This window comes from Klebsiella sp. GG_Kp175 (assembly GCF_040062325.1).
GTDB lineage: Bacteria > Pseudomonadota > Gammaproteobacteria > Enterobacterales > Enterobacteriaceae > Klebsiella > Klebsiella quasipneumoniae.
This window is the reverse complement of record NZ_JBEAFX010000004.1, coordinates 1-25,387: the sequence shown is the minus strand read 5'-3', so window position 1 is coordinate 25,387 and position 25,387 is coordinate 1. Positions and strand designations below refer to the sequence as shown.

The following is a 25,387-nucleotide window of genomic DNA, read 5'->3' as shown; positions in this document are numbered from 1 at the left end:
TTATTCCAGTTATACAAATTAAAGGTCAGCAAATTCCGGGATCGCCGGCATACCACGCGACTCAAGGAAGTCGAGCAGGCGACGCGGAGAAACGTTGAGGATCCTCTCCTCCGGGAAATCGACAGCATCGAGGATCTTGCGGCACTCGGTAAACTCTCCGAGGGTAAACGCCGTATGAGAGTCCGAGCCCAGCGCCACCCACCCTCCGGCGTCGCGCACCGCGGCGGCGATAGCACGGCAGTTATCTTCACTGCCCACGCGCGATGAAACGAAAGAGGAGTTATTGATCTCCAGCGCCACCTGGTAACGGGCCGCCGCTTCGGCAATGGCCGGGATATCCACCGGGAATTTCGGATTACCGGGATGGCTAATCATATGCACTTTACCGCTGGCCATCGCGGCAATCATCGCCTGCGTATGGGTGGCGCTATCCTGCGGCGGAAACACCGGCTCGTGGAATCCGGCGATGATCAAATCGAGCGACGTCAACATCGGCCCGGAGCAGTCGATCTCACCTTCGATATTTTTAATATTCGACTCAATACCGCGCAGGATCCCCACCCCGTCTACCAGGCGGGGCCAGATGCGCATATTAACGAAGTGCCAGTAATGCGGGGCATCCGCCATATCCGGGCCATGGTCGGTGATGGCGAAGAGTTTGATCCCTTTACGCTTTGCTTCCGCAATATACTCGTGCAGGGTGCTGTAGGCGTGGGTGCTGGCGACGGTATGCATGTGCAGGTCAACGGGATACATCACATTCTCCTCTTCTGTTTGCCGCAAGAATAGCAGGAAACCGGGCTATTGATTAGCAAAAACCCCGCCGTGGCGGGGTTTGCTTATCTTAATAACCGCGCTGACGATCGACCTGACCGCTAACCGATTCCCCTCGCTCCAGCCGGCTAATGGTCCCGGCGATATAGGCAATTGCCTCCATCGGGCGGGTGACTGCCGCCACGTGGGGAGTCATAGCCACCCGCGGGTGCGCCCATAGCGGACTCTCCTGCGGCAGCGGTTCGCGACTGAAGACATCGAGCATCGCGCCTTTGAGCTTACCGTTGTTCAGCGCCGCCAGCAGCTCCTCTTCTACGACATGCACGCCGCGGGCAAGGTTGAGGAGATAACTCTCATCAGGCAGCTGCGCCAAAAGCGTCTGGTTGATAATACCGACGGTTTCGGCGGTATTCGGCAGCAGGTTGATCAGGACGCGGGTCCCCTGCAGGAATCCACCCAGCTCGGCCTGGCCGGCAAAGCTCTGTACCTGCGGCCAGGATTTACGGCTACGGCTCCAGACGCGAAGCGGGAATCCCCAGGGTTGCAGGCTTTCCGCAACCTTCGCCCCCAGCACGCCGGCGCCCATAATCCCGATGGTGAATTCGTCGGCGCGGTACTCGGGCAGAGGCTGCCAGCGGGAAGCCAACTTCAACGCCTGATAGTCATCGAACCGGCGGAACCAGTGGAGCACCTGGCTCACGGCATACTCCTGCATCTGCCGTCCCATACCGGTATCTTCGAGACGAAACAGCGGGATCGACCAGGGCAACATATCCGGATGATCGCGCAGCTTACTAAGGATCGAATCCACCCCCGCCCCAAGGGCGAACACGGCCTTCAGCGCCCTGCCTTGCAGCATCTCTACCGGTGGATGCCAGACCAGGGCATAGTCCGCCGGCTGGTTATCGCCCGCTTTCCACTCGCGTACTCGCGCGCCGGGTAACTGCTTTTCCAGCTCTCGGATCCAGTATTGGGTATCAAAGGTCGGATGGTAAAAAATAATCTCCATAGGGGCTCCTGATAGCAGACGCCCGGAGCAGGTTAATGCAGGCGTCTTATTTTACTCATTGTTTTCTATTGGTTTGCCAGCATAACAAATTTCCCCTTGTCGCAAAGTGAAAAGGGAGTGGCGACAAAAAAAACGGATTTCGCACGTTTAAGGAGCAAGTTGCTCGAAGTTTGTCTAAACGCGCTGATTTTGCAAAAAGTTGATTGACGGGCGATACGTATTTCCCTACATTAGCGCCCGTTCCCGACAACAACGGGAAAGACAATATGGTGAGGTGTCCGAGTGGCTGAAGGAGCACGCCTGGAAAGTGTGTATACGGCAACGTATCGGGGGTTCGAATCCCCCCCTCACCGCCATATTCAAGATGAGAGCCTGTACGCAAGTACGGGCTCTTTTCTTTTATATTCTCCGCTGGGGGGGATGAGAACCCCCTACCGGGGTTCGACAACTGGCGCAGCCAGTTGGACAGACCGCGAGCCCGCGAGCGGGCTGCCCCGCAGGGGCGAGCGAAGCGAGTCAATCCCCCCTCACCGCCATATTCGAGATGAGAGCCTGTACGCAAGTACGGGCTCTTTTCTTTTATATTCTCCGCCGGGGAGAGCCCCCCGAGAAAAGCCAATCCCGAAGCTAATCCTCTTCCATTCGCTGATACTCTTCGCTGAGGTAATCCACCAACGCCCTGACGGAGGGCAGCAGCCCGCGCCGTGAGGCAAATACCGCATGGATCACTTCCCGCCGCGGCTGCCACTCATCCAGTACCACCTCTAACTCCCCTGACGCCAGCTGATCGCGCACCATTAATAAAGGAAGCTGCACCACCCCTACGCCGGCCATCGCCGCCTCGCGCAGCGCCAGCATATCGGTGGTCACCATTCGCGGCGTGAAATACACCTCCGCCCTTGCCCCCTCAGGCCCGGTAAGCTGCCATTTATGCTGATGCTTGTTCGCCCCCAGGCTGAGCCCAGGCCAGGCGCTCAGCTCAGACGGCGCCTGCGGACGTCCGAGCCGGGAAATCAGCTCCGGACTGGCCACCAGCCGGTGCCCTCGGTCCGCCAGCACGCGCATTACCAAATCGCTGTCCTCGATAGGCCGGGGCCGGACGCGGATCGCCACATCAATGCCCTCCCCGACCACATCCACCCGGCGGTTGGTCGCCTCAAGATGCAAAGTGACCCCGGGATAGCGCGCCATAAATCGCGCCAGCATCGGTCCAATATGGACATGCAGCAAGGTGACCGGACAAGTGATCCTGACGCTGCCGCGCGGCTCGGCGCGCAGCGTGTCGACCGCCTGCTGCGCCGCCTCGGCCTCTATCAGCATCGCTTTGCAATGCTGATAAAAGGTCTGCCCGACCTCGGTAACCGCGAACTGGCGAGTGGTTCGCTGAATCAAACGCACGCCCAGCCGCTCCTCGAGTTGCGCAATGCGGCGGCTGAGCTTGGATTTCGGCTGGTCAAGCGCTCGCCCTGCCGCGGCGAAACCGCCATGGTCCACGACCTGGACAAACCAGGCGAAGTCATTGAGATCCTGCATCCTTCCTCCATTGTTCCATTTTTGGAACAGTATAGGCCATTTTTGCTTACTACCGCACATGTCGTCCCGGATATAAGCTTATTCACATCAGATACCGATACACAGGAGAAAGCCATGAAACAGATTACAGGAGTCTACACCGCGCCCGCGCAGCATTGGGTAGGCGACGGCTTCCCGGTTCGTTCGATGTTTTCCTATCAGACGCACGGCCAGCAGCTGAGCCCCTTCTTACTGCTCGACTATGCCGGGCCGTACACCTTCCCGGCGGGCAGCGATAAACGCGGCGTCGGTGAGCATCCGCATCGCGGATTCGAAACCGTCACCATCGTCTACGCCGGAGAGGTAGAACATCGTGACTCCACCGGCCGTGGCGGGGTGATTGGTCCAGGCGACGTGCAGTGGATGACGGCGGGCGCCGGGATCCTGCACGAAGAGTTCCACTCGGAGGCCTTCACCCGCAGCGGCGGCGAGCTGAAGATGATCCAGCTGTGGGTCAACCTGCCCGCCAAAGACAAAATGGCGCCCCCCGGCTACCAGAGCATTACCGCCGGGACGATCCCCACCGTCGCGCTGACGAATGGCGCCGGACAGGTTCGGGTTATTGCCGGCCAGTATGACGACGTCAGCGGCCCGGCCCATACCTTCTCACCGCTTAACGTGTGGGATATGCAGCTGAATCAGGGGCGCGACCTCACGCTGCGCCAGCCGGAAGGCTGGAGTACCGCGCTGGTGGTACTGGAAGGGGAAGTGATCATCAACGGTTCCGAATCCGCCCGCGAAGGACAGCTCGCCGTCCTGAGCCAGGCAGGAGACGCACTGCATCTGGAGGCGACCGCCCAGGCAAAAGTTCTGCTGATGGCCGGCGAACCGCTGCAGGAGCCGATTGTGGGCTATGGCCCCTTTGTCATGAATAACAAAACGCAGATCGCAGAAGCCGTTCGCGATTTTAACAGCGGCCGCTTTGGCCAAATCTAACTGATTGAGGTGAATACTATGTCTACTCCCGCTAACTTTAACGGTGCTCGTCCGGTGATTGATGTTAACGATACCGCAATGCTGTTGATTGACCACCAGAGCGGTCTGTTCCAGACCGTCGGCGATATGCCAATGCCAGAGCTGCGCGCTCGCGCCGCCGCGCTGGCGAAGATGGCCTCGCTTGCCGGGATCCCGGTGATCACCACCGCCTCCGTGCCGCAGGGGCCGAATGGTCCGCTGATCCCGGAGATTCATGAGAACGCGCCGCATGCGCAATACATCGCCCGTAAAGGCGAGATCAACGCCTGGGATAACCCGGAATTCGTCGCCGCGGTGAAAGCGACCGGTCGTAAAACGCTGATTATCGCCGGGACCATCACCAGCGTCTGCATGGCCTTCCCGGCGATTGCCGCCGTCGCCGACGGTTATAAAGTGTTTGCCGTGATTGACGCTTCCGGCACCTACAGCAAAATGGCGCAGGAGATCACCCTGGCTCGCGTGGTACAGGCTGGCGTAGTGCCGATGGATACCGCCGCCGTCGCCTCTGAGCTGCAGCGCACCTGGAATCGCCCGGACGCAGCAGAATGGGCGGAGGTGTACACCAAAGTCTTCCCGGCCTACCAGCTGCTGATTGAAAGCTACAGCAAAGCGCAGGACGTGGTGAAGAATAACGAACAGCTTGATTCCCAGCGCTAAAACACCCGCCCCACTGCGTCGCAGCGGGGCATTGTTCATTGCGTGAGCGGTCGGTAAAGAAAGAAGAAAATATGCTTGACCGTTTTAACGCAACTCCCTATAGTAGCGCCCCGTTGCCCACCCAAGGTGAGCAGCAAGACAATATGGTGAGGTGTCCGAGTGGCTGAAGGAGCACGCCTGGAAAGTGTGTATACGGCAACGTATCGGGGGTTCGAATCCCCCCCTCACCGCCATATTTTAAGAAGAGCTCGTACGCAAGTACGGGCTTTTTTTTCGCATGTGGCACCCACCGGGGGGATGAGAACCCCCGACCGGGGTTCGACTACTGGCAACGCCAGTAGGACAGACCGCGAGCCTGCGAGCGGGCTGCCCCGCAGGGGCGAGCGAAGCGAGTCAATCCCCCCCTCACCGCCATATTCGAGATGAGAGCCTGTACGCAAGTACGGGCTCTTTTCTTTTATATTCTCCGCCGGGGGGGATGAGAACCCCCGACCGGGGTTCGACAACTGGCGCAGCCAGTTGGACAGACCGCGAGCCCGCGAGCGGGCTGCCCCGCAGGGGCGAGCGAAGCGAGTCAATCCCCCCCCTCACCGCCATATTTTAAGAAGAGCTCGTACGCAAGTACGGGCTTTTTTTCGCATGTGGCACCGCAGACATCCCCGGGGTCGGCATCAATGCCTCTCCCGGGCTACCAGACCGTACCCGCCAGGTAGCCCGCTATGCGCAGCGCCGCCGGAAGGCCCTCCAAAAACAACAAAGCCCGGGCTCGCCCGGGCCTTGCTCACAGTATGACGATTAATAATAGGCTTTCAGCGTCCGCTGGCAGAGGGCCGAGCGCACGCAGTCATCGGTGGTGAAACGCACGATGCCGATCATCTCGTCTTCCTCAAAACGCGCCAGCGCATCGCTCAGGCCGGACCGCACCCCTGAGGGCAAGTCGCACTGGGTGATATCGCCATTGACGATGACCGTCACGTTCTCCCCGAGGCGGGTTAAAAACATCTTCATTTGCGCTGCGGTCACGTTCTGGGCCTCGTCCAGAATCACCACCGCATTTTCAAAAGTACGTCCGCGCATATAGGCGAACGGCGCGATTTCCACCTTGCCGATTTCCGGACGCAGGCAGTACTGCATAAAGGAAGCCCCCAACCTTTTCACCAGCACGTCGTAAACCGGTCGGAAATAGGGCGCGAACTTCTCGGCGATATCTCCCGGTAAGAAGCCGAGATCTTCGTCGGCCTGCAGAACGGGACGGGTAACAATAATTCTGTCCACATCCTTATGGATCAGCGCTTCAGCTGCCTTCGCCGCACTGATCCAGGTCTTGCCGCATCCGGCTTCGCCGGTGGCGAAAATCAGCTGTTTATTGTCGATGGCATTCAGATAATGCGCCTGAGCCTCATTGCGCGCCTCAATTGGGGAAGTATCACGGCTGTCCCGCGCCATGCCAATTGCTTCTACGCCACTCATTTGCACAAGCGATGTGACCGATTCTTCTTCACGCTGCTTATGGCTGCGTGAATCCCGTCTCAGCACACGTTTTGCTTCACGACGAGCTTTGATCACTGCTTTTTGTCTTCCCATGGATAGCACCTTGCGTTGTAGGTTTACATCACACGCGTCAACATCGACGCGACTATGCGCACGAACGATTGAGGTTTGGCTTCCTTGTAAGCCATTGCTTGCCGGTAGAACTGACAACGAGTCGCGGCTACGCGCACCGCGTACCCTGCCAAGGTGGTAATAATTCGAAACGGAGGGAGAAAGAGTGAGAAAATCACTGCCGGAAGCGGGGCTTCCGTGCTGAAGAGTACGGTCTGTGGTTTTACGTTGTCCGGTACGGGACCTTACCATTCGCGATCTCCATAGTGAAACGTCACACTGCCGGGAACTACCGCGTATGTAATAAGTACATCAAAAAAGATTCTTAATGCAACTTATTTTTCACAATGACGCAACAAATAGTTCTTAAGCAAGTGTAGGAGACTATCGGTCATTTGTATTACAGAAATATAACACATGGCAGGAAATATAATAAAAAAGAGAAAAACAGCAGAAAACGCCCTGCCCTTGCGGACAGGGTCGGTATCAGGCCTGCAGCAGCGTCTGTCCCAGGTAGTGCTTATCATCCACCACGCCGGGTAAAACAAAGAAGTAGCCCCCGCCGATAGGTTTAACGTACTCCTCCAGTGCCTCGCCGTTAAGCCGTTTCTGCACCGTCAGAAAACCCTTTTCCAGATCGTGCTGATAGCAAACGAACAACAGCCCCATATCCAGCTGCCCGGCATTAGTGACTCCCAGCGAATAACTGTAGCCGCGGCGCATCATCAGGCTGGACTGGGTTTCCGGCGTGCGAGGGTTGGCCAGACGAATATGGCTATCCAGCGCGATCGTCTCGCCGTTAGGATCTTTACTGTAATCCGGGGTATCGTGTTCGTTTTTCATCCCCAGCGGCGCACCGGTGTGCTTGTCGCGGCCGAAGATGGTCTGCTGCTCCTTGAGCGGCGTCCGGTCCCAGAACTCGACGTGGAACTGGATGATGCGCGCCACCTGATAGCTGCCGCCCACCGCCCAGGCCGGCTCGTCCTGATCCGCCGTGACCCACACGACCTGATCCATCAGCGCGCTGTCATGGCTCGCCGGGTTAGCAGTGCCGTCTTTGAAACCCAGCAGGTTGATGGGGGTCTCTTTGCCTTTGCTGCGCGCCGCGCTATCGGAGATAAACCCTTCCCGCTTCCAGCGCACGCTGAGCAAATCCGGCGTATGTTTGATGACATCGCGCAGGGCGTGGATCACCGTGTCCTGAGTATTGGCGCAGATCTGCAGCAGCAGGTCGCCATGGCACAGGGCGGCATCCAGTGAATCATTGGGGAAGCGAGTCATCGGCTGCAGCTTTTTCGGCGCTTTTTCCGCGAGACCAAAGCGCTCATCAAACAGCGAATGGCCGACCGAGACGGTGATGGTCAGATTATCCGGGGCAATCCACGGCCCTAAGATGCCGGAATCCATCGGCGGCAGACGCGGATTAGGCGTATCCGGCGCCGGGCCGCCCTGGGTTAAAAAGGCGATACGCTGGGTCAGCAGCCGAAACAGACGCTCGAGGTCGGCTTTATCTGACGCCAGCACATCGAATGCCACCAGCATCATCGAGGCCTGCTGCGGCGTCAGAATACCCGCCTGATGCCGGCCATAGAATGGCTGTTTTTCCTGGCGCGCGTCAGGTGTGAGCGTCCCGGGGGAACTTTCCGCTTTTGCCGCATGCGCCACCGGGCAGCCGCCGGTGATGGCCAGCGCGCCGCCAAGCGCGCCGATCCCTTTCAGTAAGCGACGACGTGACGGCTCGTTCACGTCGTGTGGTTTCTGTTGTGCCATCGACTCAGTCCAGACCCAGGATCCCGCGCAGCTGAGCCAGATCTTCCGCCAGGGTGGTGATCGGCCCTTTCAGCGCATTACGGTCAGCGGTGGTCAGCTTATCGTAAGTTTCGAAACCCTCTTTGGTGCGGTATTTGCTGAGGATACTGTCCACTTTCTTAAAGTTGGCGTCCACTTTAGCCAGCAGTGCGCTGTTCTCTTTTTGCAGCTGCGGGCGCAGCAGATCGACAATTTTCTGCGCGCCGTCAATATTGGCCTGGAAGTCCCACAGGTCGGTATGGCTGTAGCGATCTTCTTCACCGCTGATCTTGCTGGCTGCGACTTCTTCAATTAATCCTGCCGCCCCGCCCACGACTTTTGACGGTGGGAACGCCAGCTCGCTGATGCGCTTTTGCAGCTCCAGCACATCGCTGTTCAGCTGATCGGCATATTTTTCCATGCCCTTGACGCTGTTATCGCCAAACAGCGCCTTTTCCAGACGGTGGAATCCGGTGAATTTCGGATCTTCCGCTTTTTTCTCGAAATCGTCTTCGCGGGCGTCGATGCTGCCGTCAAGGTCAGAGAACAGCTCAGCAATCGGCTCAATGCGCTCATAATGCTGGCGCGTCGGGGCGTACAGCGCTTTCGCTTTTTCGATGTCGCCAGCTTTCACCGCGTCGGTAAAGGCTTTGGTGCCGCTGACCAGCTGCGCGGTTTCCGCCGTCACATAGGCTTTATAAGCGGTGATCGCTTCGCCGAGGCTCAGCACCGCATCCGCTTTCGCCGCGTCTTTGGTGGCGGCGCCGGTGACGATCAGTTTGCCTTTCGGGTTGGTGAGCAGACCGCAGGTCATGTCATATTCGCCCGGCTGCAGGTTTGCGGTGAGCTTCTGGGTAAAGCCCGGCGCGATGTTTTCGCGCTCTTCCACCACCATCACCCCTTTCAAAATCTCCCACTCCAGCGCTTTCTGGCTGTGGTTCTGAATAATAAACTGGGTTTTACCCGCGTTAACGGTCACCTGCATCGGCTCGCACTGTTTGTCGTTGACGGTGACTTTGACCTGCGGGATATCCGCAGCCTGAGCACCGAATGCAGAGCTGAGCAGCGCGGCCACGGTCACCCGCAGCGCATTACGGCGAAAATGAATCATCATGATCATCCCTTTCGGTAAGTAGAGTGTCGCTTATAAGCTCGCAGCGCCCGGTCAGGCAGCCCGCGAGGCAGTCGTATTATTTCGCGGCGGCAGCGCAAACAGCACCAGCGCCGGGATCAGATAAAGCAGATAGACAGCCACTTCGCTGACGCTTGGCGTCTCCTGGTAGCCGAAGATCCCTTCCAGCAGCGTGCCGAACAGCGTATGCGTCGACAGCACAGTGCTCAGATCGAAGGCGGTCTCCTGGAACAGGTTCCACAGGCCCGCCTCGTGGAAGGCGCGGATCGCCCCCGCCGCCAGGCCAGCGGCCACCAGCAGGATAAACAGGCTGGTCCATTTGAAGAACACGCCAAGGTTGAGACGGATACCGCCCCAGTAGAGGAGGAAACCCAGCACGATTGCCGTGGCCAGCCCCAGCATCGCCCCCAGCGGCGGCCAGATGCCAACGTCCTGCTGGAATGCCGCCAGCAGGAAGAAGACCGACTCCAGCCCCTCACGGGCGACCGCGAAAAAGACCATCATCACCAGCGCCCAGCCGTGGTGATTGCCGCGCTGTAGCGCCTTATCCACGGCCTGCTCCAGCTGCTGCTTGACGTTGCGTGAGACATTGCGCATCCAGAAGACCATCCACGTCAGGATCACCACCGCAATGACCGCGACGATCCCTTCGAACAGCTCCTGTTCGCGCTGAGGAAATTCCCCGGTGGTTTCGTTGATAAAGATGCCTAAGCCAAGACACAGCGCCGCTGCGAGGATCACGCCAATCCACATCACGCCAATCCAGTTGCCGCGCTGGGTGCGTTTCAGATAGCTGGCGATCAGGCTGACAATCAGCGCCGCCTCCAGGCCTTCGCGTAACATAATGAGAAATGGGACAAACATGCCAATACCCTTAAATGTAAAGCACCGTCAACGAATGCAAAAACAGGTAATATTTATGATAGTGATTATCATTACAATACTCAGAAACACAAGCGAAATGTTTAGAGAATGATGACTATCTGTAAATAAATCGCTGGCAAATAATGACTTATGAAAATATTCGCCTGGTATGAGGGAAAAGAATAAGCAAAGGATTTTTTACGCCAGATATTTACCCGTCGCGGCGGCTATGGCTAAATGGCGGCCTTATTGACCTGCGAAAAGAACAACATGACTGCATTTTTTCATTTCCTGCTGGCGCTGGCGGTGATCCTCGCCCTGGCCTGGCTTGTCAGCTACGACAGACAAAAAATTCGTATTCGTTATATTCTTCAGTTGATTATTATAGAAATAGCGCTCGCTTTCTTTTTCCTGCACGCCGAAAGCGGCCTGTGGCTGGTAAAAAATATTTCCGGCTTTTTTGCTTCGCTGTTAGGCTTTGCCGCCGAAGGGACCAATTTCGTCTTTGGCGGCATGAGCGAAAAAGGCTTAGCCTTTATTTTTCTTGGCGTCCTGTGTCCGATTGTGTTTATTTCCGCGCTGATTGGTATTCTCCAGCACTGGCGGATCCTGCCGATTTTTATTCGCGTGATTGGCACCCTGCTGTCGAAGGTCAACGGCATGGGTAAGCTGGAATCTTTTAACGCCGTCAGCTCCCTGATCCTCGGCCAGTCGGAAAACTTCATCGCCTACAAAGGCGTACTGGGCGACCTCTCCTCACGGCGTCTGTTCACCATGGCGGCGACGGCCATGTCGACCGTATCGCTGTCGATCGTCGGCGCCTATATGACCATGCTGGACGCCAAATATGTCGTCGCGGCGCTGATCCTGAATATGTTCAGCACCTTTATCGTGCTGTCGGTGATTAACCCGACGCGGCCGGGCAGCGAGCAGGAAATAAAGCTGGAGAAGCTGCATGAATCACAGAGTTTCTTTGAAATGCTCGGGGAATATATTCTGGCCGGCTTTAAAGTGGCGATGATTATTCTGGCGATGCTGATCGGCTTTATCGCCCTGATCAGCGCCATTAACGCGCTGTTCGCTACCCTGTTTGGCCTCAGCTTCCAGCAGATCCTCGGCTACGTCTTCTATCCGTTAGCCTGGCTTATCGGCATTCCGCTGAGCGATGCGCTGAACGCCGGCAGCATCATGGCCACCAAGCTGGTCGCTAACGAATTTGTGGCGATGATTGAGCTGCAAAAGATTGCCGCCAGCATGACGCCGCGCGGGCTCGGCATTCTCTCGGTCTTCCTGGTGTCGTTTGCTAACTTTGCTTCAATCGGCATTATCGCCGGGGCGATCAAAGGCCTGAATGAACCGCAGGGCAATATCGTCTCCCGCTTCGGCCTGCGGCTGGTGTTTAGCGCCACGCTGGTGAGCCTGCTTTCCGCCAGCTTCGCCGGGCTGGTGCTGTAAGACAAACGGCGGGGCTGCCCCCGCCGTTTACTCAGAACTGCACGCAGACCGGCTGGTCGACACGCATCACCGACTCCTGCGCGAAGCGCGATTTATAGCCCTCGCGCAGGGCCTCAATACCGGTCTCGCTCTGCGCGTCGTGGCCATGGATCACCATCAGCGCCTTGCTCTGCTCCCGCACCACCTGACCATTCTGGCCAAGCCACTGGCCGTGGGCATCAAACACCGTCAGCCCGTCGCGAAAGCGCGGCGTGACGTCGCGGTCGACAAACTGTTGCCACTCTTCAGCGGTGATGTCTTTCCCCGCCGGGCGGCTCAGACCGAAGTAAAGCGTGGTTTGCACCATGGACTGATCCGCCGGGCAGGCGCCGGGCTTCGGCGCGCTGGTCGATGAACTTCCACCCGCCGCGCAGCCGCTGAGTAACCCTGCCAGCACCAGCGCCATTACACCCTGTCTGAACGTCATCTTTGCTATCCTCATTGTTATTAGTCAGGAAATATCAGCGGATTTTCAAATAATTAGCAAGGGTTATAATATTCCGGCCCGGCAACAGGCAATAAAAAGCCCGCCAGCGGCGGGCTCGTGAGCGTCAGATGAGCTTACTCAGCCGTGGCGCGTACCGGCGGCGGCGTATGGTAGTGGGCATCCGCTTCAGCGAAGCGCTGCTGCATGCTGGCTGACGGCGCTTTATCCAGCAGACTAAAGACCACAATCCCGATGCTGCCGAAGACAAAGCCCGGAATAATTTCATACAGGCCCAGCCAGCCAAACTGCTTCCAGACGATCACGGTCAGGGCGCCAATCACCATCCCGGCCAGCGCGCCGTTACGGGTCATACGCGACCACATCACCGAGAACAGCACCACCGGGCCAAAGGCGGCGCCGAAACCGGCCCAGGCATAGCTCACCAGACCCAGCACGCGGTTCTCCGGGTTGGCCGCCAGGGCAATGGCCACCAGGGCAACCACCAGCACCATCATACGGCCCACCCAGACCAGCTCTTTCTGACCGGCGTTTTTGCGCAGGAAGGCTTTATACAGATCTTCAGTAATCGCGCTGGAGCAAACCAGCAGCTGACAGCTCAGGGTGGACATCACCGCCGCCAGAATCGCCGACAGCAGGATCCCGGCAATCCACGGGTTAAACAGGATTTGCGCCAGCTCGATAAACACGCGTTCGGCGTTCTGGTTAACCGCGCCCGCCAGGCTCGGGTTGTTATTGAAGTAAGCGATGCCAAAGAAGCCGACGGCCACCGCCCCGCCGAGGCAGAGGATCATCCAGGTCATACTAATGCGACGCGCGTGGACGATGCTGTGGTGCGAATCCGCCGCCATAAAGCGCGCCAGAATATGCGGCTGACCGAAATAGCCCAGTCCCCAGCCCATCAGCGAAATAATCGCCACGAAGTTCAGCCCTTTCAGCATGTCGATATTTTCGATGCTCTTCTGCTTAATGACTTCCAGCGAATCGCCAAAACCGCCGACGGATATAATCACGATTACCGGGGTAAGGATCAGCGCGAAAATCATCAGGCTGGCCTGCACGGTATCCGTCCAGCTGACGGCGAGGAAGCCGCCGACAAAGGTATAGATAATTGTCGCCGCCGCGCCGGCCCACAGCGCGGTTTCATAGCTCATGCCAAAGGTGCTTTCAAACAGACGCGCCCCCGCCACAATTCCCGAGGCGCAATAGATAGTAAAGAACAGCAGAATAACCAGCGCCGAAATAATTCTCAGCACCCGGCTTTTATCTTCAAAACGGCCGGTAAAATAATCAGGCAGCGTCAGGGCGTTATTATTCACCTCGGTATGCACGCGCAGGCGCCCGGCGACCAGCTTCCAGTTAATCCACGCCCCCAACGTTAAGCCGATGGCAATCCAGCTTTCGGAAATCCCGGAGAGGAAAATGGCACCCGGCAGGCCCATCAGCAGCCAACCGCTCATGTCCGAGGCGCCGGCGGAAAGCGCGGTCACAAATGGCCCCAGACTCCGCCCCCCGAGAATATAATCATCAAAGTTTTTGGTCGAACGCCAGGCAATAAACCCTATCAATACCATACCAAAAATATAAACAATAAATGTCACCAGCATCGGTGTGCTAATAGCCATGCAAAGTCTCCAGAATTTTTATCGACAGCGTCCAACTTCGTCGTTTTTTTCCACTACCGGAACGGGGTAATGGCGCATTGTTTAATTGGGCGACCGTATCCTGACGGAAGCTTCGGTTTTTCACAAACGATTTAACACAGCATTTACACGAAAATCCGACGGCGCAAAACGTCAATTTGCGAGAGGTTGCACTCTCTCACGTTTTTAAAGGTTGCACCAAACAAAAGTGTTAACTCACGCATACAAATACCCTATGAGCCCGGGGTTAAAATTCTGCTATTTTAGGCATTATTTTTAACAAATCCGCCATTTCACGGCTTTCGTCACAAGCCATAATTAACATGGTTGCACAAAGTTGCAACATAGTGGATATTTCCATGCAACCGCATAAGCTAACGATAAATGACAGGAGTTTTGAGCATGGGCACCACCACCATGGGTGTTAAGCTTGACGACGCAACCCGCGAGCGCATTAAGTCCGCCGCGAGCCGCATTGACCGCACGCCGCACTGGCTGATTAAGCAGGCCATCTTCAATTATCTGGAAAAACTGGAGAACGATGAGACGCTGCCCGAGCTACCGGCGCTGCTCTCCGGGGCCGCCAACGAAAGCGATGACGCCAGCGTATTAACGGAAGAGCCGTATCAGCCGTTCCTCGAATTCGCCGAGCAGATCCTGCCGCAGTCGGTAAGCCGCGCGGCGATCACCGCCGCCTGGCGTCGCCCGGAAACCGACGCGGTGCCGATGCTGCTGGAGCAGGCCCGACTGCCGCAGCCGCTGGGCGAGCAGGCGCATAAGCTGGCGTATCAACTGGCGGAAAAACTACGCAACCAGAAGACCGCCAGCGGCCGCGCCGGCATGGTGCAGAGTCTGCTGCAGGAGTTCTCCCTCTCCTCACAGGAAGGGGTGGCGCTGATGTGTCTGGCGGAAGCCCTGCTGCGTATTCCGGATAAAGCCACCCGCGATGCGCTGATCCGCGACAAAATCAGCAACGGCAACTGGCAGTCGCACATTGGCCGCAGCCCGTCGCTGTTCGTCAACGCCGCCACCTGGGGGCTGCTGTTCACCGGCAAACTGGTCTCCACCCACAACGAAACCAGCCTCTCCCGCTCGCTGAACCGCATCATCGGCAAGAGCGGCGAACCGCTGATCCGCAAGGGCGTGGATATGGCGATGCGACTGATGGGCGAACAGTTCGTCACCGGGGAAACCATCGCCGAAGCGCTGGCCAACGCCCGCAAGCTGGAAGATAAAGGTTTCCGTTACTCTTACGACATGCTAGGCGAAGCGGCCCTGACCGCCGCCGACGCCCAGGCCTATATGGTCTCTTATCAGCAGGCGATCCACGCCATCGGCAAAGCCTCTAACGGCCGCGGCATTTATGAAGGGCCGGGCATCTCCATTAAGCTGTCGGCTCTGCACCCACGCTACAGCCGCGCCCAGTATGACCGGGTGATGGAAGAGCTCTACCCGCGTCTGAAATCGCTGACCCTGCTGGCGCGCCAGTATGACATCGGCATTAACATCGACGCCGAAGAGGCGGACCGTCTGGAGATCTCACTCGACCTGCTGGAAAAACTGTGCTTCGAGCCGGAGCTGGCGGGCTGGAACGGGATTGGCTTCGTGATTCAGGCCTACCAGAAGCGCTGTCCGTTTGTCATTGATTACCTGATTGACCTCGCCACCCGCAGCCGCCGTCGCCTGATGATCCGTCTGGTGAAAGGCGCCTACTGGGACAGCGAAATCAAACGCGCGCAGATGGAAGGTCTCGAAGGCTATCCGGTCTACACCCGCAAGGTTTACACCGACGTCTCCTATCTCGCCTGCGCGAAAAAGCTGCTGGCGGTGCCGAACCTGATTTATCCGCAGTTCGCCACCCACAACGCCCATACCCTGGCGGCTATCTACCAGCTGGCGGGCCAGAACTACTACCCTGGCCAGTATGAGTTCCAGTGCCTGCACGGCATGGGCGAACCGCTGTACGAGCAGGTGGTGGGCAAAGTCGCCGACGGCAAACTGAACCGGCCGTGCCGGATCTACGCCCCGGTGGGCACCCACGAGACGCTGCTGGCGTATCTGGTGCGTCGTCTGCTGGAGAACGGCGCCAATACCTCCTTCGTCAACCGTATTGCGGACAATACCCTGCCGCTGGACGAGCTGGTGGCCGACCCGGTCAGCGCGGTAGAAAAACTGGCGCAGCAGGAAGGCCAGGCCGGCCTGCCGCATCCGAAAATCCCGCTGCCGCGCGATCTCTACGGCAGCGGCCGGAGCAACTCCGCCGGTCTGGATCTGGCTAACGAGCATCGTCTGGCCTCCCTCTCCTCTTCCCTGCTCAACAGCGCCCTGCATAAATGGCAGGCATTGCCGATGCTGGAGCAGCCGGTAGCCGAAGGCGAGACGCAGCCGGTAGTCAACCCGGCTGAGCCAAAGGACATTGTCGGCTACGTCCGCGAAGCCAGCGATGACGAAGTGCAGCAGGCGCTGACCAGCGCTATCAACAACGCGCCAATCTGGTTCGCCACCCCGCCGCAGGAGCGCGCCGCCATTCTCGAGCGTGCCGCGGTGCTGATGGAAAGCCAGATGCCGACCCTGATGGGGATCCTGGTGCGCGAAGCGGGTAAAACCTTCAGCAACGCCATCGCCGAAGTGCGCGAAGCCGTTGACTTCCTCCACTACTATGCCGGCCAGGTGCGCGACGATTTCGATAATGAAACCCACCGTCCGCTGGGTCCGGTGGTCTGTATCAGCCCGTGGAACTTCCCGCTGGCGATCTTCACCGGGCAGATTGCCGCCGCGCTGGCGGCCGGCAACAGCGTGCTGGCGAAACCGGCCGAGCAGACGCCGCTGATCGCCGCCCAGGGCGTGGCGATCCTGCTGGAAGCCGGCGTGCCGCCAGGGGTGATCCAACTGCTGCCGGGCCGCGGGGAAACCGTCGGCGCCGCGCTGACATCCGATGAGCGCGTGCGCGGCGTGATGTTCACCGGCTCCACCGAAGTGGCCACCCTGCTGCAACGCAATATCGCCAGCCGCCTCGACGCTCAGGGACGCCCGACGCCGCTGATCGCCGAAACTGGCGGGATGAACGCGATGATCGTCGACTCGTCGGCGCTCACCGAGCAGGTGGTGATCGACGTCCTGGCCTCCGCATTCGACAGCGCCGGCCAGCGCTGCTCCGCCCTGCGCGTCCTCTGCCTGCAGGAAGAGGTAGCCGACCACACCTTAACCATGCTGCGCGGCGCGATGAGCGAGTGTCGCATGGGCAATCCGGGCCGCCTGACCACCGATATCGGTCCGGTTATCGATGCAGAAGCGAAAGAGAATATCGAACGCCATATTCAGACGATGCGCGCCAAAGGCCGCACCGTCTATCAGGCGGTGCGCGAGAATAGCGAAGACGCCCGCGAATGGAACCACGGGACCTTCGTGCCGCCGACGCTTATCGAACTCGACAGCTTTGACGAGCTGAAAAAAGAGGTTTTCGGCCCGGTGCTGCACGTGGTGCGCTATAACCGTAACGAGCTGGATAAACTGGTGGAGCAGATTAACGCCTCCGGTTACGGCCTGACCCTCGGCGTGCATACCCGCATCGACGAGACCATCGCCCAGGTCACCGGCAGCGCGAAGGTGGGCAACCTGTACGTCAACCGCAATATGGTTGGCGCCGTGGTCGGCGTGCAGCCGTTCGGCGGCGAAGGGTTGTCCGGTACCGGTCCAAAAGCCGGCGGCCCGCTGTACCTTTACCGTCTGCTTTCCAGCCGTCCGCAGGGCGCCGTTGGCGTGACCTTCGCCCGCCAGGATGCAGAGCGTCCGCTGGACGCCCAGCTGAAAACGCTGCTGGAAAAACCACTGCAGGCGCTGCAGCAGTGGGCGGCGGGCCGACCTGAGCTGCAGGCGCTGTGCCAGCAGTACAGCGAGCAGGCGCAAAGCGGTACCCAACGCCTGCTGCCGGGGCCAACCGGCGAGCGCAACACCCTGACGCTGATGCCCCGCGAGCGCGTGCTGTGCGTGGCGGATAATGAGCAGGATGCGCTGATCCAGCTGGCGGCTGTGCTGGCGGTCGGTTGTGAAGTGCTGTGGCCGGACAGCGCCCTGCAGCGCGATCTGGCGAAGAAACTGCCGCGGGAAGTCAGCGAGCGGATCCGTTTTGCCAAAGCGGATCAGTTGCCCGGTCAGGCCTTCGACGCGGTTATCTATCACGGCGATTCCGACCAGCTGCGCGAGCTGTGCGAGCAGGTGGCGGCGCGCGACGGGGCGATTGTCTCCGTGCAGGGCTTCGCCCGCGGCGAAACCAATCTGCTGCTGGAGCGGCTGTATATTGAGCGTTCGCTGAGCGTCAACACCGCGGCGGCAGGCGGTAACGCCAGCCTGATGACCATCGGCTAACCCGGGCCCCCCGGTGGCGCTGTGTTACCGGGGCTACATAACACCGTAAAGGGTAGCCCGGATAAGGCGTTGTGCGCCGCCATCCGGGCTATCTGCGATGCGATCAGCTAATGACAGCCGACGTCAGCTGTGCTTAATTAGGGCTCCCTGACGGGAGCCTTTTTTATGGGAGCAGAACAATGAAACGCATGTTATTTGCCGTGGCGGCCCTGCTGGCCAGCGGCGCGGCGCTGGCGGACGAGTGCAGCAACGCCAACACCCAAACCGAAATGAATCAGTGCGCGGCCGCGCAGTTTCAGGCGGCCGACAAAAAACTGAACGACACCTGGCAGCAGGCTCTGCAGCGGGCGGTGGGTAAACAGCAGACATTACTGAAACAGGCGCAGCAGGCATGGATTGCTCTGCGCGACGCCGACTGCGCCTTCCTCGCGTCCGGCGCCGAAGGCGGCAGCATGCAGCCGATGCTGCTGAGCCAGTGCATGACCGATAAGAGCGTGGAGCGGGAATCTTTCCTCGCCTCGCTGCTGCAGTGCGAGGACGGCGATCAAAGCTGCCCGCTGCCGCCGGCCAATTAACTAACGGACGCGAATGCCTTCGATAATCATCCGCTGGACATTATCGACCGTTTGCTCAAAAAAGGCCGCGTCCTGCAGCGTGGCGCCGGTGACCGCCTCTACCTGGGTGGCGAAGTCGGCGTAATGCTGGGTAGTGGCCCAGATCATAAAGATTAAATGCTGCGGATCGACCGGCGCCAGCTTGCCGCGGTCGATCCAGCCGGAGACAATCGCCGATTTCTCATCGACCAGCGCTTTCAGATCCCCGGTCAGCTCACCCATCAGCAGCGGCGCGCCCTGCAGCATCTCGAGACAGAAGAGCTTCGAGGCCTGGGGGTGATCGCGGGACACCTCCAGCTTCAGGCGAATATACTCGCGGATCGCCACCAGCGGGCTGATATCCTCGCGAAAGGCCTTCAGCGGCGCCAGCCAGATGGCGAGGATCTGCTGCAGAACGGCCACGTACAGCGCCTCTTTCGAAGGGTAGTAATAAAGCAGATTGGTTTTCGACACCCCGGCGCGCTCAGCTACCTGCTCCAGCCGCGTACCGTGAATACCAAATTGCGAAAATGCCTCCAGCGCGGCGGCCAGGATGGCCTCCTTTTTGGCGCTGACCGCTTGTGAACGTTTGCCGTTTTTCTTCACCGCGCCCTGTGCCATACATCCTCTCCTTCAGTTGACGCCACCAGCATAGCAAAAGCCCTTCGCCGACACGACCCCATGCACCCTGATTGCGCATGACTGCCGTTTTTTCGTGCACTGATTTTGACCATCCAGTCCACTTTTTTATCGTCCTTTTTAGCAACCCAATAGCAACACATTAATAACATTAGCATTTATAAAACTGGCATCGCGTTTGCTTTACCTGTTCTGCGAGGTGGTCCAGGGAGAGGCAGGATGCCGCACCACCGCAACCCATCTTCCATGACTGTAGAGAGGTAGGTATGAAAATTGGTGTTTTCGTTCCCATTGGCAACAACGGCTGGCTGATCTCCACCCATGCCCCGCAGTATATGCCGACCTTCGAACTGAATAAGGCTATCGTGCAGAAAGCCGAGCACTACCATTTCGACTTCGCGCTCTCCATGATCAAGCTGCGCGGCTTCGGCGGGAAAACAGAATTTTGGGATCACAACCTGGAGTCCTTCACCCTGATGGCCGGCCTGGCCGCGGTGACCTCGAAGATCCAGATCTACGCCACCGCCGCCACCCTTACGCTGCCGCCGGCGATCGTCGCCCGGATGGCCTCCACCATCGATTCCATCTCCGGCGGCCGGTTTGGCGTCAATCTGGTGACCGGCTGGCAAAAACCGGAATATGACCAGATGGGCATGTGGCCGGGGGATGACTATTTCGCCAGCCGCTATGACTATCTCACCGAATACGTTCAGGTGCTACGCGACCTGTGGGGCACCGGGCGCAGCGATTTCAAAGGCGATTACTTCACCATGAACGACTGCCGGGTCAGCCCGCGCCCTTCGCAGCCGATGAAGGTGATCTGCGCCGGGCAGAGCGACGCCGGTATGGCCTTCTCCGCCCAGCACGCGGACTACAACTTCTGCTTTGGCAAAGGGGTCAACACGCCGACGGCCTTCGCGCCGACCGCAGCGCGCATGATGCAGGCGGCGGAAAAAACCGGCCGTGACGTAGGCTCCTATGTGCTGTTCATGGTGATCGCCGACGAAACCGACGAAGCGGCGCGCGCCAAATGGGAGCACTACAAAGCGGGCGCCGATGAAGAAGCGCTGGCGTGGCTCACCGAGCAGAGTCAGAAAGACACCCGCTCCGGCAGCGATACCAACGTGCGCCAGATGGCCGACCCAACCTCGGCGGTCAATATCAACATGGGCACCCTTGTCGGATCGTATGCCAGCGTCGCCCGTATGCTTGATGAAGTAGCGAGCGTGCCCGGCACCGACGGCGTGCTGCTGACCTTTGATGATTTTCTTGCCGGCATCGACGCCTTTGGCGAACGCATTCAGCCGCTGATGCGCTGCCGGGACCACATTGCTCCTGTTACCCGTGAGGTGGCCTGATGATTACCCTTCCCGCTCGCCCGGAATCCCTGACCTTCGCGCCGCAGCAGAGCGCGCTGATTGTTGTCGATATGCAGAACGCCTACGCCAGCCAGGGCGGCTATCTGGATCTTGCCGGCTTTGACGTCTCCGCCACCCGACCGGTTATCGACAATATTAATACCGCCGTCGCCGCCGCCCGCGCCGCGGGCATGCTGATTATCTGGTTCCAGAATGGCTGGGATGACCAGTATGTTGAAGCCGGCGGCCCGGGCTCGCCGAACTACCACAAGTCCAATGCGCTGAAAACGATGCGTCAGCGCCCGGAGCTGCAGGGCAAGCTGCTGGCGAAAGGCGGATGGGATTATCAGCTGGTGGACGAACTGACGCCGCAGGAAGGCGACATCGTGTTGCCGAAACCGCGCTACAGCGGCTTCTTTAACACCCCGCTCGACAGCATTTTGCGCAGCCGCGGTATACGCCACCTGGTGTTCACCGGGATCGCCACCAACGTCTGCGTCGAATCGACGCTGCGCGATGGCTTCTTCCTCGAATACTTCGGCGTAGTGCTGGAGGATGCCACCCATCAGGCCGGCCCGGCCTTCGCCCAGCAGGCAGCGCTGTTCAATATTGAAACCTTTTTCGGCTGGGTCAGCGACGTCGAGAGCTTCTGCCGCGCGCTATCCCCTGCCACCCCGCTGTCTTTAGCCAAGGAGAAACGTTATGCCTAAACAGGTGATCATTCCGCCAGGCACTACCACGCCGATTGCCCCCTTTGTTCCGGGGACGCTCGCCGATGGCGTGGTCTACGTCTCCGGCACTCTGCCGTTTGATAAGCAAAATAATGTGGTGCACATCGGCGACCCAAAGGCGCAAACCCGCCACGTGCTGGAGACCATCAAGAGCGTTATCGAAACGGCGGGCGGGAGTATGGCGGATGTGACTTTCAACAGCATCTTTATCACCGACTGGACAAATTACGCCGCGATTAACGAGGTTTACGCCGAGTTTTTCCCCGGCGATAAACCCGCGCGCTTCTGCATTCAGTGCGGTCTGGTGAAGCCCGATGCGCTGGTGGAAATCGCCAGCGTCGCCCATATCGGCACCCCGACATGATGAGGCTCAATATTGCTCCAGCCCCATGGCCCGGCGCGCCGGTGGTGGTCCTCAGCGCCGGTCTGGGCGGCGGCGGCGGCTACTGGCTGGCGCAGCGCGCGGCGCTGGAGGAACAGTATCAGCTGGTGAGTTATGACCATAACGGGACCGGGGAGAACGCCGGTCCGCTGCCCGCCGACTACAGCATGGCGACGATGGCCGGAGAGCTGTTCAGCGCTCTGCAGGCGGCGGGGATCGCCCGATTCGCGCTGGTGGGCCACGCGCTGGGGGCGCTAATTGGCCTGCAGCTGGCGCTCGATCGCCCCGAGGCGGTGAGCGCCCTGGTGCTGGTCAACGGCTGGCTGTCGCTGTCGCCGCACACCCGCCGCTGCTTCCTGGTGCGCGAGCGTCTGCTGCATGCCGGCGGCGCGCAGGCGTGGGTCGAAGCACAGCCGCTGTTTCTCTACCCGGCGGAATGGATGGCCGCGCGCCTGCCGCGCCTCGAAGCGGAAGATGCGCTTGCCATCAGCCATTTTCAGGGCAAGGAGAACCTGCTGAAGCGGCTGCAGGCCCTGAAGCAGGCTGATTTTTCGCGTCGCGCGGCGGCCATCGCCTGCCCGACGCTGATTATCAGCGCCGCTGACGATCTGCTGGTCCCGGCCTCCTGCTCCCGCGTGCTGCAGACGGCTATCTCCGGCAGCCAGCACGTGGAAATGCCATGGGGCGGCCATGCCTGTAACGTCACCGACGCCGATACCTTTAATACCATTTTACGCGACGGGCTGGCCGCTATGCTGCCGGTCGCCACGGAGACCCGATGAACGACGCGATAAACCAGACGGCCTGCGAGACGCTGTTTACCCAGGCCCGAACCCACAACGGCTGGCTGGATAAGCCAGTGAGCGATGCGCAGCTGCAGGCAGTCTGGGACCTGATGAAAATGGGGCCGACTTCCGCCAACTGTTCGCCGGCGCGCATCGTGTTTGTGCGCAGCGCGGAAGGCAAAGAGAAACTTCGCCCGACGCTCTCCAGCGGCAATCTGCAAAAAACCATGCAGGCGCCGGTGACCGCCATCGTGGCGTGGGACAGCGCCTTTTACGACCGGCTACCGACCCTCTTTCCCCACGGTGACGCCCGCAGCTGGTTCACCTCCAGCCCGCAGCTGGCGGAGGAGACCGCGTTTCGCAACAGCTCCCTGCAGGCGGCATATCTGATTTTCGCCTGCCGGGCGCTGGGTCTCAACACCGGGCCAATGTCCGGCTTCGACCGGGAAAAAGTCGATGCGGCGTTTTTCGCCGACAACGGCTGGAAAAGCAACCTGCTGGTGAACATCGGCTATGGCGACCCCGGCAAACTGTACGGCCGCCTGCCGCGTCTGTCCTTTGATGAAGCCTGCCTGCTGGCATAAGGAGTTTACGATGGAGTTAGCGGACAAAGCGAGTTTCCGTGACGCCATGGCCCACGTCGGCGCCGCGGTTAACATTATTACCACCGATGGCCCGGCGGGCCGGGCGGGATTTACCGCCAGCGCGGTCTGCAGCGTTACCGACACGCCGCCGACCCTGCTGGTCTGCCTGAACCGCTCGGCCTCGGTGTGGCCGGTGTTCAGCGAACATCACACGCTGTGCGTCAATACCCTGGCGGCGGGACAGGAGGCGCTGTCGACGCTGTTTGGCGGAAAAACGGCGATGGACGAGCGCTTTGCTGCCGCCGACTGGCAGACCGGCGCCACCGGCTGCCCGCGGCTGGAGGCGGCGCTGGTCAGCTTTGACTGCCGCATCGACCAGCGCGTCAGCGTCGGCACGCACGACATCCTGTTTTGTCACGTCGTGGCCATTACCCGTCACCCGGAACCCCGGGGTCTGATGTGGTTTGACCGCGGCTATCACACGCTTATGCGACCCGCTTGTTAACCTCTAACCCGGGATATCATCATGGCACTCTTCGATTTTCCTCGCTGGAAGCTGACCTCCCCCGCCGCCGAATCCGGCGTCGTCGCGCCCGATGAACGCTTATCGGCCGGGCAAACGCTGGTGATGGGCGTGCAGCACGCCGTTGCGATGTTCGGCGCGACGGTGCTGATGCCGTTGCTGATGGGGCTCGACCCTAACCTGTCGATACTGATGTCGGGAGTCGGCACCCTGCTGTTCTTTGTCGTCACCGGCGGACGGGTGCCGAGCTATCTCGGCTCGAGCGCCGCCTTTGTCGGGGTGGTGATCGCCATTACCGGCTTTAATGGCCAGGGGCTCAACCCTCATCTGAGCGTCGCCCTTGGCGGGATCATCGCCTGCGGGCTGGTCTACACCCTGATCGGTCTGGTGGTGATGAAGATCGGCACCCGCTGGATCGAGCGCCTGATGCCGCCGGTGGTGACCGGGGCGGTGGTGATGGCTATCGGCCTGAACCTGGCGCCGATTGCTGTGCGCAGCGTGTCCGCCAGCGCTTTCGACAGCTGGATGGCGGTGTTGACCGTGCTCTGTATCGGCATAGTGGCGGTATTTACCCGCGGAATGCTGCAGCGTCTGCTGATCCTGGTCGGCCTGATCGTCGCCTGCGCGCTGTACGCCCTGCTGGCTAACGGTTTTGGCCTCGGCAAACCGCTGGACTTCTCCCCCCTCGCCCAGGCGGCGTGGTTCGGGCTGCCGCACTTTACCCCCCCATCCTTTAACGGCCAGGCGATGATGTTGATTGCCCCGGTCGCGGTGATCCTGGTGGCCGAGAACCTCGGGCACCTGAAGGCCGTCGCCGGGATGACCGGGCGCAATATGGATCCATACATGGGGCGCGCCTTCGTCGGCGACGGTCTGGCGACCATGCTCTCCGGCTCGGTGGGCGGCAGCGGGGTCACTACCTATGCGGAGAACATCGGCGTCATGGCGGTGACCAAGGTCTACTCAACGCTGGTGTTTGTCGCCGCGGCGCTGATTGCCATGCTGTTGGGTTTCTCGCCGAAGTTCGGCGCATTAATCCACACCATTCCCGGGCCGGTGATCGGCGGCGCCTCGATCGTGGTCTTTGGCCTGATCGCCGTCGCCGGGGCGCGGATCTGGGTGCAAAACCGCGTCGACCTCAGCCAGAACAGCAATCTGATCATGGTGTCTGTGACCCTGGTGCTGGGCGCCGGCGATTTCGCGCTGTCGCTGGGCGGCTTTACGCTGGGCGGGATTGGTACCGCCACCTTCGGGGCGATCCTGCTGCACGCGCTGCTTCATCGCGGGACGCGGGAGGCGAAGGAGGCCAGAGTAACGCCGGTTTAAGCCACATTAGCGCGGCGTTGGCGCAGGGAGCGGGTGGGCCGGATAAGGCATTTATACCGCCATCCGGCCTGCCGGGAACGTCTCAGCGATGTTGAGGCCGTCAGCACCGGCAGTTTCAGCAACAATGGTGAATAAATTAACGACAG

At 59.6% G+C, this 25,387-nt stretch carries 22 protein-coding genes and 2 tRNA genes; 14 read left to right on the top strand and 10 right to left on the bottom strand.

The genetic code is table 11. The features are described 5' to 3' along the window. Window positions 1–18: 18 nt before the first annotated feature. Entirely contained in the window at window positions 19–756 is a 738-nt protein-coding gene (locus ABLU73_RS08735) for a phosphatase (protein WP_348850147.1), read from the bottom strand. A gap of 88 nt (window positions 757–844) precedes the next feature. After that, window positions 845–1,783: a glyoxylate/hydroxypyruvate reductase GhrA gene (ghrA, locus tag ABLU73_RS08730; protein ID WP_049092946.1), complete on the bottom strand. Its 939-nt coding sequence runs from the start codon at window positions 1,781–1,783 to the stop codon at window positions 845–847. 268 nt (window positions 1,784–2,051) lie between these two features. Here ghrA and ABLU73_RS08725 point away from each other — a divergent pair. Next, window positions 2,052–2,139, top strand: a tRNA-Ser gene (locus tag ABLU73_RS08725). Between the two features lie 271 nt (window positions 2,140–2,410). On the opposite strand, the gene ABLU73_RS08720 is transcribed toward ABLU73_RS08725, so the two are convergent. After that, window positions 2,411–3,316, bottom strand: a complete 906-nt coding sequence (locus ABLU73_RS08720; RefSeq protein ID WP_004204523.1) for a LysR family transcriptional regulator — start codon at window positions 3,314–3,316, stop codon at window positions 2,411–2,413. A gap of 114 nt (window positions 3,317–3,430) precedes the next feature. On the opposite strand from ABLU73_RS08720, the gene ABLU73_RS08715 reads away from it, so the two are divergent. The 3 genes from ABLU73_RS08715 (at window position 3,431) to ABLU73_RS08705 (ending at window position 5,220) form a co-directional block, all read left to right on the top strand. Then, window positions 3,431–4,291 carry a pirin family protein gene (locus tag ABLU73_RS08715; RefSeq protein ID WP_043523224.1) on the top strand — a complete coding sequence of 287 codons (861 nt, stop codon included), beginning with the start codon at window positions 3,431–3,433 and terminating at the stop codon, window positions 4,289–4,291. A gap of 18 nt (window positions 4,292–4,309) precedes the next feature. Beyond that, window positions 4,310–4,987, top strand: a complete 678-nt coding sequence (locus ABLU73_RS08710; RefSeq protein ID WP_004204521.1) for an isochorismatase family protein — start codon at window positions 4,310–4,312, stop codon at window positions 4,985–4,987. Between the two features lie 145 nt (window positions 4,988–5,132). Next, a tRNA-Ser gene (locus tag ABLU73_RS08705) sits at window positions 5,133–5,220 on the top strand. A 562-nt stretch (window positions 5,221–5,782) separates the two neighbouring features. Here the strand turns inward: ABLU73_RS08705 and phoH are convergent. From phoH to efeU, 4 genes are all read right to left on the bottom strand, one after another. Further along, window positions 5,783–6,571, bottom strand: coding sequence for a phosphate starvation-inducible protein PhoH (gene phoH, locus ABLU73_RS08700; protein WP_002898923.1), 789 nt, complete (start codon window positions 6,569–6,571; stop codon window positions 5,783–5,785). A 504-nt stretch (window positions 6,572–7,075) separates the two neighbouring features. Continuing rightward, a complete protein-coding gene (gene efeB, locus ABLU73_RS08695; RefSeq protein ID WP_264923436.1) occupies window positions 7,076–8,359 on the bottom strand; it encodes an iron uptake transporter deferrochelatase/peroxidase subunit in 1,284 nt (427 codons plus the stop codon). Window positions 8,360–8,363: 4 nt separating this feature from the next. After that, entirely contained in the window at window positions 8,364–9,491 is a 1,128-nt protein-coding gene (efeO, locus tag ABLU73_RS08690; protein WP_017901109.1) for an iron uptake system protein EfeO, read from the bottom strand. Window positions 9,492–9,542: 51 nt separating this feature from the next. Further along, complete coding sequence (efeU, locus tag ABLU73_RS08685; RefSeq protein WP_004204515.1) at window positions 9,543–10,373, bottom strand: iron uptake transporter permease EfeU; 831 nt, start codon at window positions 10,371–10,373, stop codon at window positions 9,543–9,545. A 270-nt stretch (window positions 10,374–10,643) separates the two neighbouring features. Between efeU and ABLU73_RS08680 the strand changes: the two genes are divergently transcribed. After that, window positions 10,644–11,828, top strand: a complete 1,185-nt coding sequence (locus ABLU73_RS08680) for a nucleoside transporter C-terminal domain-containing protein (protein WP_004204514.1) — start codon at window positions 10,644–10,646, stop codon at window positions 11,826–11,828. Between the two features lie 31 nt (window positions 11,829–11,859). Here the strand turns inward: ABLU73_RS08680 and ABLU73_RS08675 are convergent, their stop codons facing one another. Further along, window positions 11,860–12,294 carry a DUF3574 domain-containing protein gene (locus tag ABLU73_RS08675; RefSeq protein WP_004204513.1) on the bottom strand — a complete coding sequence of 145 codons (435 nt, stop codon included), beginning with the start codon at window positions 12,292–12,294 and terminating at the stop codon, window positions 11,860–11,862. 134 nt (window positions 12,295–12,428) lie between these two features. Next, complete coding sequence (putP, locus tag ABLU73_RS08670; protein WP_004147889.1) at window positions 12,429–13,937, bottom strand: sodium/proline symporter PutP; 1,509 nt, start codon at window positions 13,935–13,937, stop codon at window positions 12,429–12,431. 420 nt (window positions 13,938–14,357) lie between these two features. On the opposite strand from putP, the gene putA reads away from it, so the two are divergent. Together putA and ABLU73_RS08660 are read left to right on the top strand one after the other, a co-directional pair. After that, on the top strand, window positions 14,358–18,320 hold the full coding sequence (putA, locus tag ABLU73_RS08665; protein WP_064178139.1) for a trifunctional transcriptional regulator/proline dehydrogenase/L-glutamate gamma-semialdehyde dehydrogenase: 3,963 nt from the start codon (window positions 14,358–14,360) through the stop codon (window positions 18,318–18,320). A 179-nt stretch (window positions 18,321–18,499) separates the two neighbouring features. Further along, the gene (locus ABLU73_RS08660; RefSeq protein ID WP_017901106.1) at window positions 18,500–18,895 is read left to right on the top strand and encodes a lysozyme inhibitor LprI family protein; all 396 of its coding nucleotides are present in this window, start codon (window positions 18,500–18,502) and stop codon (window positions 18,893–18,895) included. On the opposite strand, the gene rutR is transcribed toward ABLU73_RS08660, so the two are convergent. After that, window positions 18,896–19,534: an HTH-type transcriptional regulator RutR gene (gene rutR, locus ABLU73_RS08655; protein ID WP_004204508.1), complete on the bottom strand. Its 639-nt coding sequence runs from the start codon at window positions 19,532–19,534 to the stop codon at window positions 18,896–18,898. A 284-nt stretch (window positions 19,535–19,818) separates the two neighbouring features. Between rutR and rutA the strand changes: the two genes are divergently transcribed. Genes rutA through rutG form a run of 7 tightly spaced genes read left to right on the top strand, consistent with a single transcriptional unit; the run spans window position 19,819 to window position 25,241 of the window. Continuing rightward, entirely contained in the window at window positions 19,819–20,910 is a 1,092-nt protein-coding gene (rutA, locus tag ABLU73_RS08650; RefSeq protein ID WP_004204507.1) for a pyrimidine utilization protein A, read from the top strand. Continuing rightward, window positions 20,910–21,620 carry a pyrimidine utilization protein B gene (rutB, locus tag ABLU73_RS08645; RefSeq protein ID WP_004204506.1) on the top strand — a complete coding sequence of 237 codons (711 nt, stop codon included), beginning with the start codon at window positions 20,910–20,912 and terminating at the stop codon, window positions 21,618–21,620. Before rutA ends, rutB begins: the two co-directional genes overlap by 1 nt. Continuing rightward, window positions 21,613–22,005: a pyrimidine utilization protein C gene (gene rutC / locus ABLU73_RS08640; protein ID WP_004204505.1), complete on the top strand. Its 393-nt coding sequence runs from the start codon at window positions 21,613–21,615 to the stop codon at window positions 22,003–22,005. The genes rutB and rutC overlap by 8 nt, the downstream gene beginning before the upstream one ends. Next, window positions 22,002–22,805 (top strand): pyrimidine utilization protein D, encoded by an 804-nt coding sequence (gene rutD, locus ABLU73_RS08635; RefSeq protein WP_049093322.1) that lies wholly within the window; start codon window positions 22,002–22,004, stop codon window positions 22,803–22,805. Before rutC ends, rutD begins: the two co-directional genes overlap by 4 nt. Continuing rightward, on the top strand, window positions 22,802–23,392 hold the full coding sequence (locus ABLU73_RS08630) for a malonic semialdehyde reductase (RefSeq protein WP_264923437.1): 591 nt from the start codon (window positions 22,802–22,804) through the stop codon (window positions 23,390–23,392). The genes rutD and ABLU73_RS08630 overlap by 4 nt, the downstream gene beginning before the upstream one ends. Window positions 23,393–23,402: 10 nt before the next feature. Then, complete coding sequence (gene rutF / locus ABLU73_RS08625) at window positions 23,403–23,897, top strand: NADH-dependent FMN reductase RutF (RefSeq protein ID WP_012968592.1); 495 nt, start codon at window positions 23,403–23,405, stop codon at window positions 23,895–23,897. A gap of 21 nt (window positions 23,898–23,918) precedes the next feature. Next, on the top strand, window positions 23,919–25,241 hold the full coding sequence (rutG, locus tag ABLU73_RS08620; protein ID WP_004204500.1) for a pyrimidine utilization transport protein G: 1,323 nt from the start codon (window positions 23,919–23,921) through the stop codon (window positions 25,239–25,241). Window positions 25,242–25,387: the final 146 nt, after the last annotated feature.

What these genes read in the sequence shown, in the direction of transcription:
- efeB (WP_264923436.1), bottom strand. Translation starts at nt 8,359, where the DNA reads ATGGCACAACAGAAACCACACGACGTGAACGAGCCGTCACGTCGTCGC.
- ABLU73_RS08630 (WP_264923437.1), top strand. Translation starts at nt 22,802, where the DNA reads ATGAACGACGCGATAAACCAGACGGCCTGCGAGACGCTGTTTACCCAG.
- rutB (WP_004204506.1), top strand. Translation starts at nt 20,910, where the DNA reads ATGATTACCCTTCCCGCTCGCCCGGAATCCCTGACCTTCGCGCCGCAG.
- ABLU73_RS08675 (WP_004204513.1), bottom strand. Translation starts at nt 12,294, where the DNA reads ATGACGTTCAGACAGGGTGTAATGGCGCTGGTGCTGGCAGGGTTACTC.
- ABLU73_RS08660 (WP_017901106.1), top strand. Translation starts at nt 18,500, where the DNA reads ATGAAACGCATGTTATTTGCCGTGGCGGCCCTGCTGGCCAGCGGCGCG.
- rutF (WP_012968592.1), top strand. Translation starts at nt 23,403, where the DNA reads ATGGAGTTAGCGGACAAAGCGAGTTTCCGTGACGCCATGGCCCACGTC.
- efeO (WP_017901109.1), bottom strand. Translation starts at nt 9,491, where the DNA reads ATGATGATTCATTTTCGCCGTAATGCGCTGCGGGTGACCGTGGCCGCG.
- phoH (WP_002898923.1), bottom strand. Translation starts at nt 6,571, where the DNA reads ATGGGAAGACAAAAAGCAGTGATCAAAGCTCGTCGTGAAGCAAAACGT.
- ABLU73_RS08735 (WP_348850147.1), bottom strand. Translation starts at nt 756, where the DNA reads ATGTATCCCGTTGACCTGCACATGCATACCGTCGCCAGCACCCACGCC.
- rutD (WP_049093322.1), top strand. Translation starts at nt 22,002, where the DNA reads ATGATGAGGCTCAATATTGCTCCAGCCCCATGGCCCGGCGCGCCGGTG.
- rutR (WP_004204508.1), bottom strand. Translation starts at nt 19,534, where the DNA reads ATGGCACAGGGCGCGGTGAAGAAAAACGGCAAACGTTCACAAGCGGTC.
- ABLU73_RS08715 (WP_043523224.1), top strand. Translation starts at nt 3,431, where the DNA reads ATGAAACAGATTACAGGAGTCTACACCGCGCCCGCGCAGCATTGGGTA.
- putA (WP_064178139.1), top strand. Translation starts at nt 14,358, where the DNA reads ATGGGCACCACCACCATGGGTGTTAAGCTTGACGACGCAACCCGCGAG.
- efeU (WP_004204515.1), bottom strand. Translation starts at nt 10,373, where the DNA reads ATGTTTGTCCCATTTCTCATTATGTTACGCGAAGGCCTGGAGGCGGCG.
- ghrA (WP_049092946.1), bottom strand. Translation starts at nt 1,783, where the DNA reads ATGGAGATTATTTTTTACCATCCGACCTTTGATACCCAATACTGGATC.
- rutA (WP_004204507.1), top strand. Translation starts at nt 19,819, where the DNA reads ATGAAAATTGGTGTTTTCGTTCCCATTGGCAACAACGGCTGGCTGATC.
- rutG (WP_004204500.1), top strand. Translation starts at nt 23,919, where the DNA reads ATGGCACTCTTCGATTTTCCTCGCTGGAAGCTGACCTCCCCCGCCGCC.
- ABLU73_RS08710 (WP_004204521.1), top strand. Translation starts at nt 4,310, where the DNA reads ATGTCTACTCCCGCTAACTTTAACGGTGCTCGTCCGGTGATTGATGTT.
- rutC (WP_004204505.1), top strand. Translation starts at nt 21,613, where the DNA reads ATGCCTAAACAGGTGATCATTCCGCCAGGCACTACCACGCCGATTGCC.
- putP (WP_004147889.1), bottom strand. Translation starts at nt 13,937, where the DNA reads ATGGCTATTAGCACACCGATGCTGGTGACATTTATTGTTTATATTTTT.
- ABLU73_RS08720 (WP_004204523.1), bottom strand. Translation starts at nt 3,316, where the DNA reads ATGCAGGATCTCAATGACTTCGCCTGGTTTGTCCAGGTCGTGGACCAT.
- ABLU73_RS08680 (WP_004204514.1), top strand. Translation starts at nt 10,644, where the DNA reads ATGACTGCATTTTTTCATTTCCTGCTGGCGCTGGCGGTGATCCTCGCC.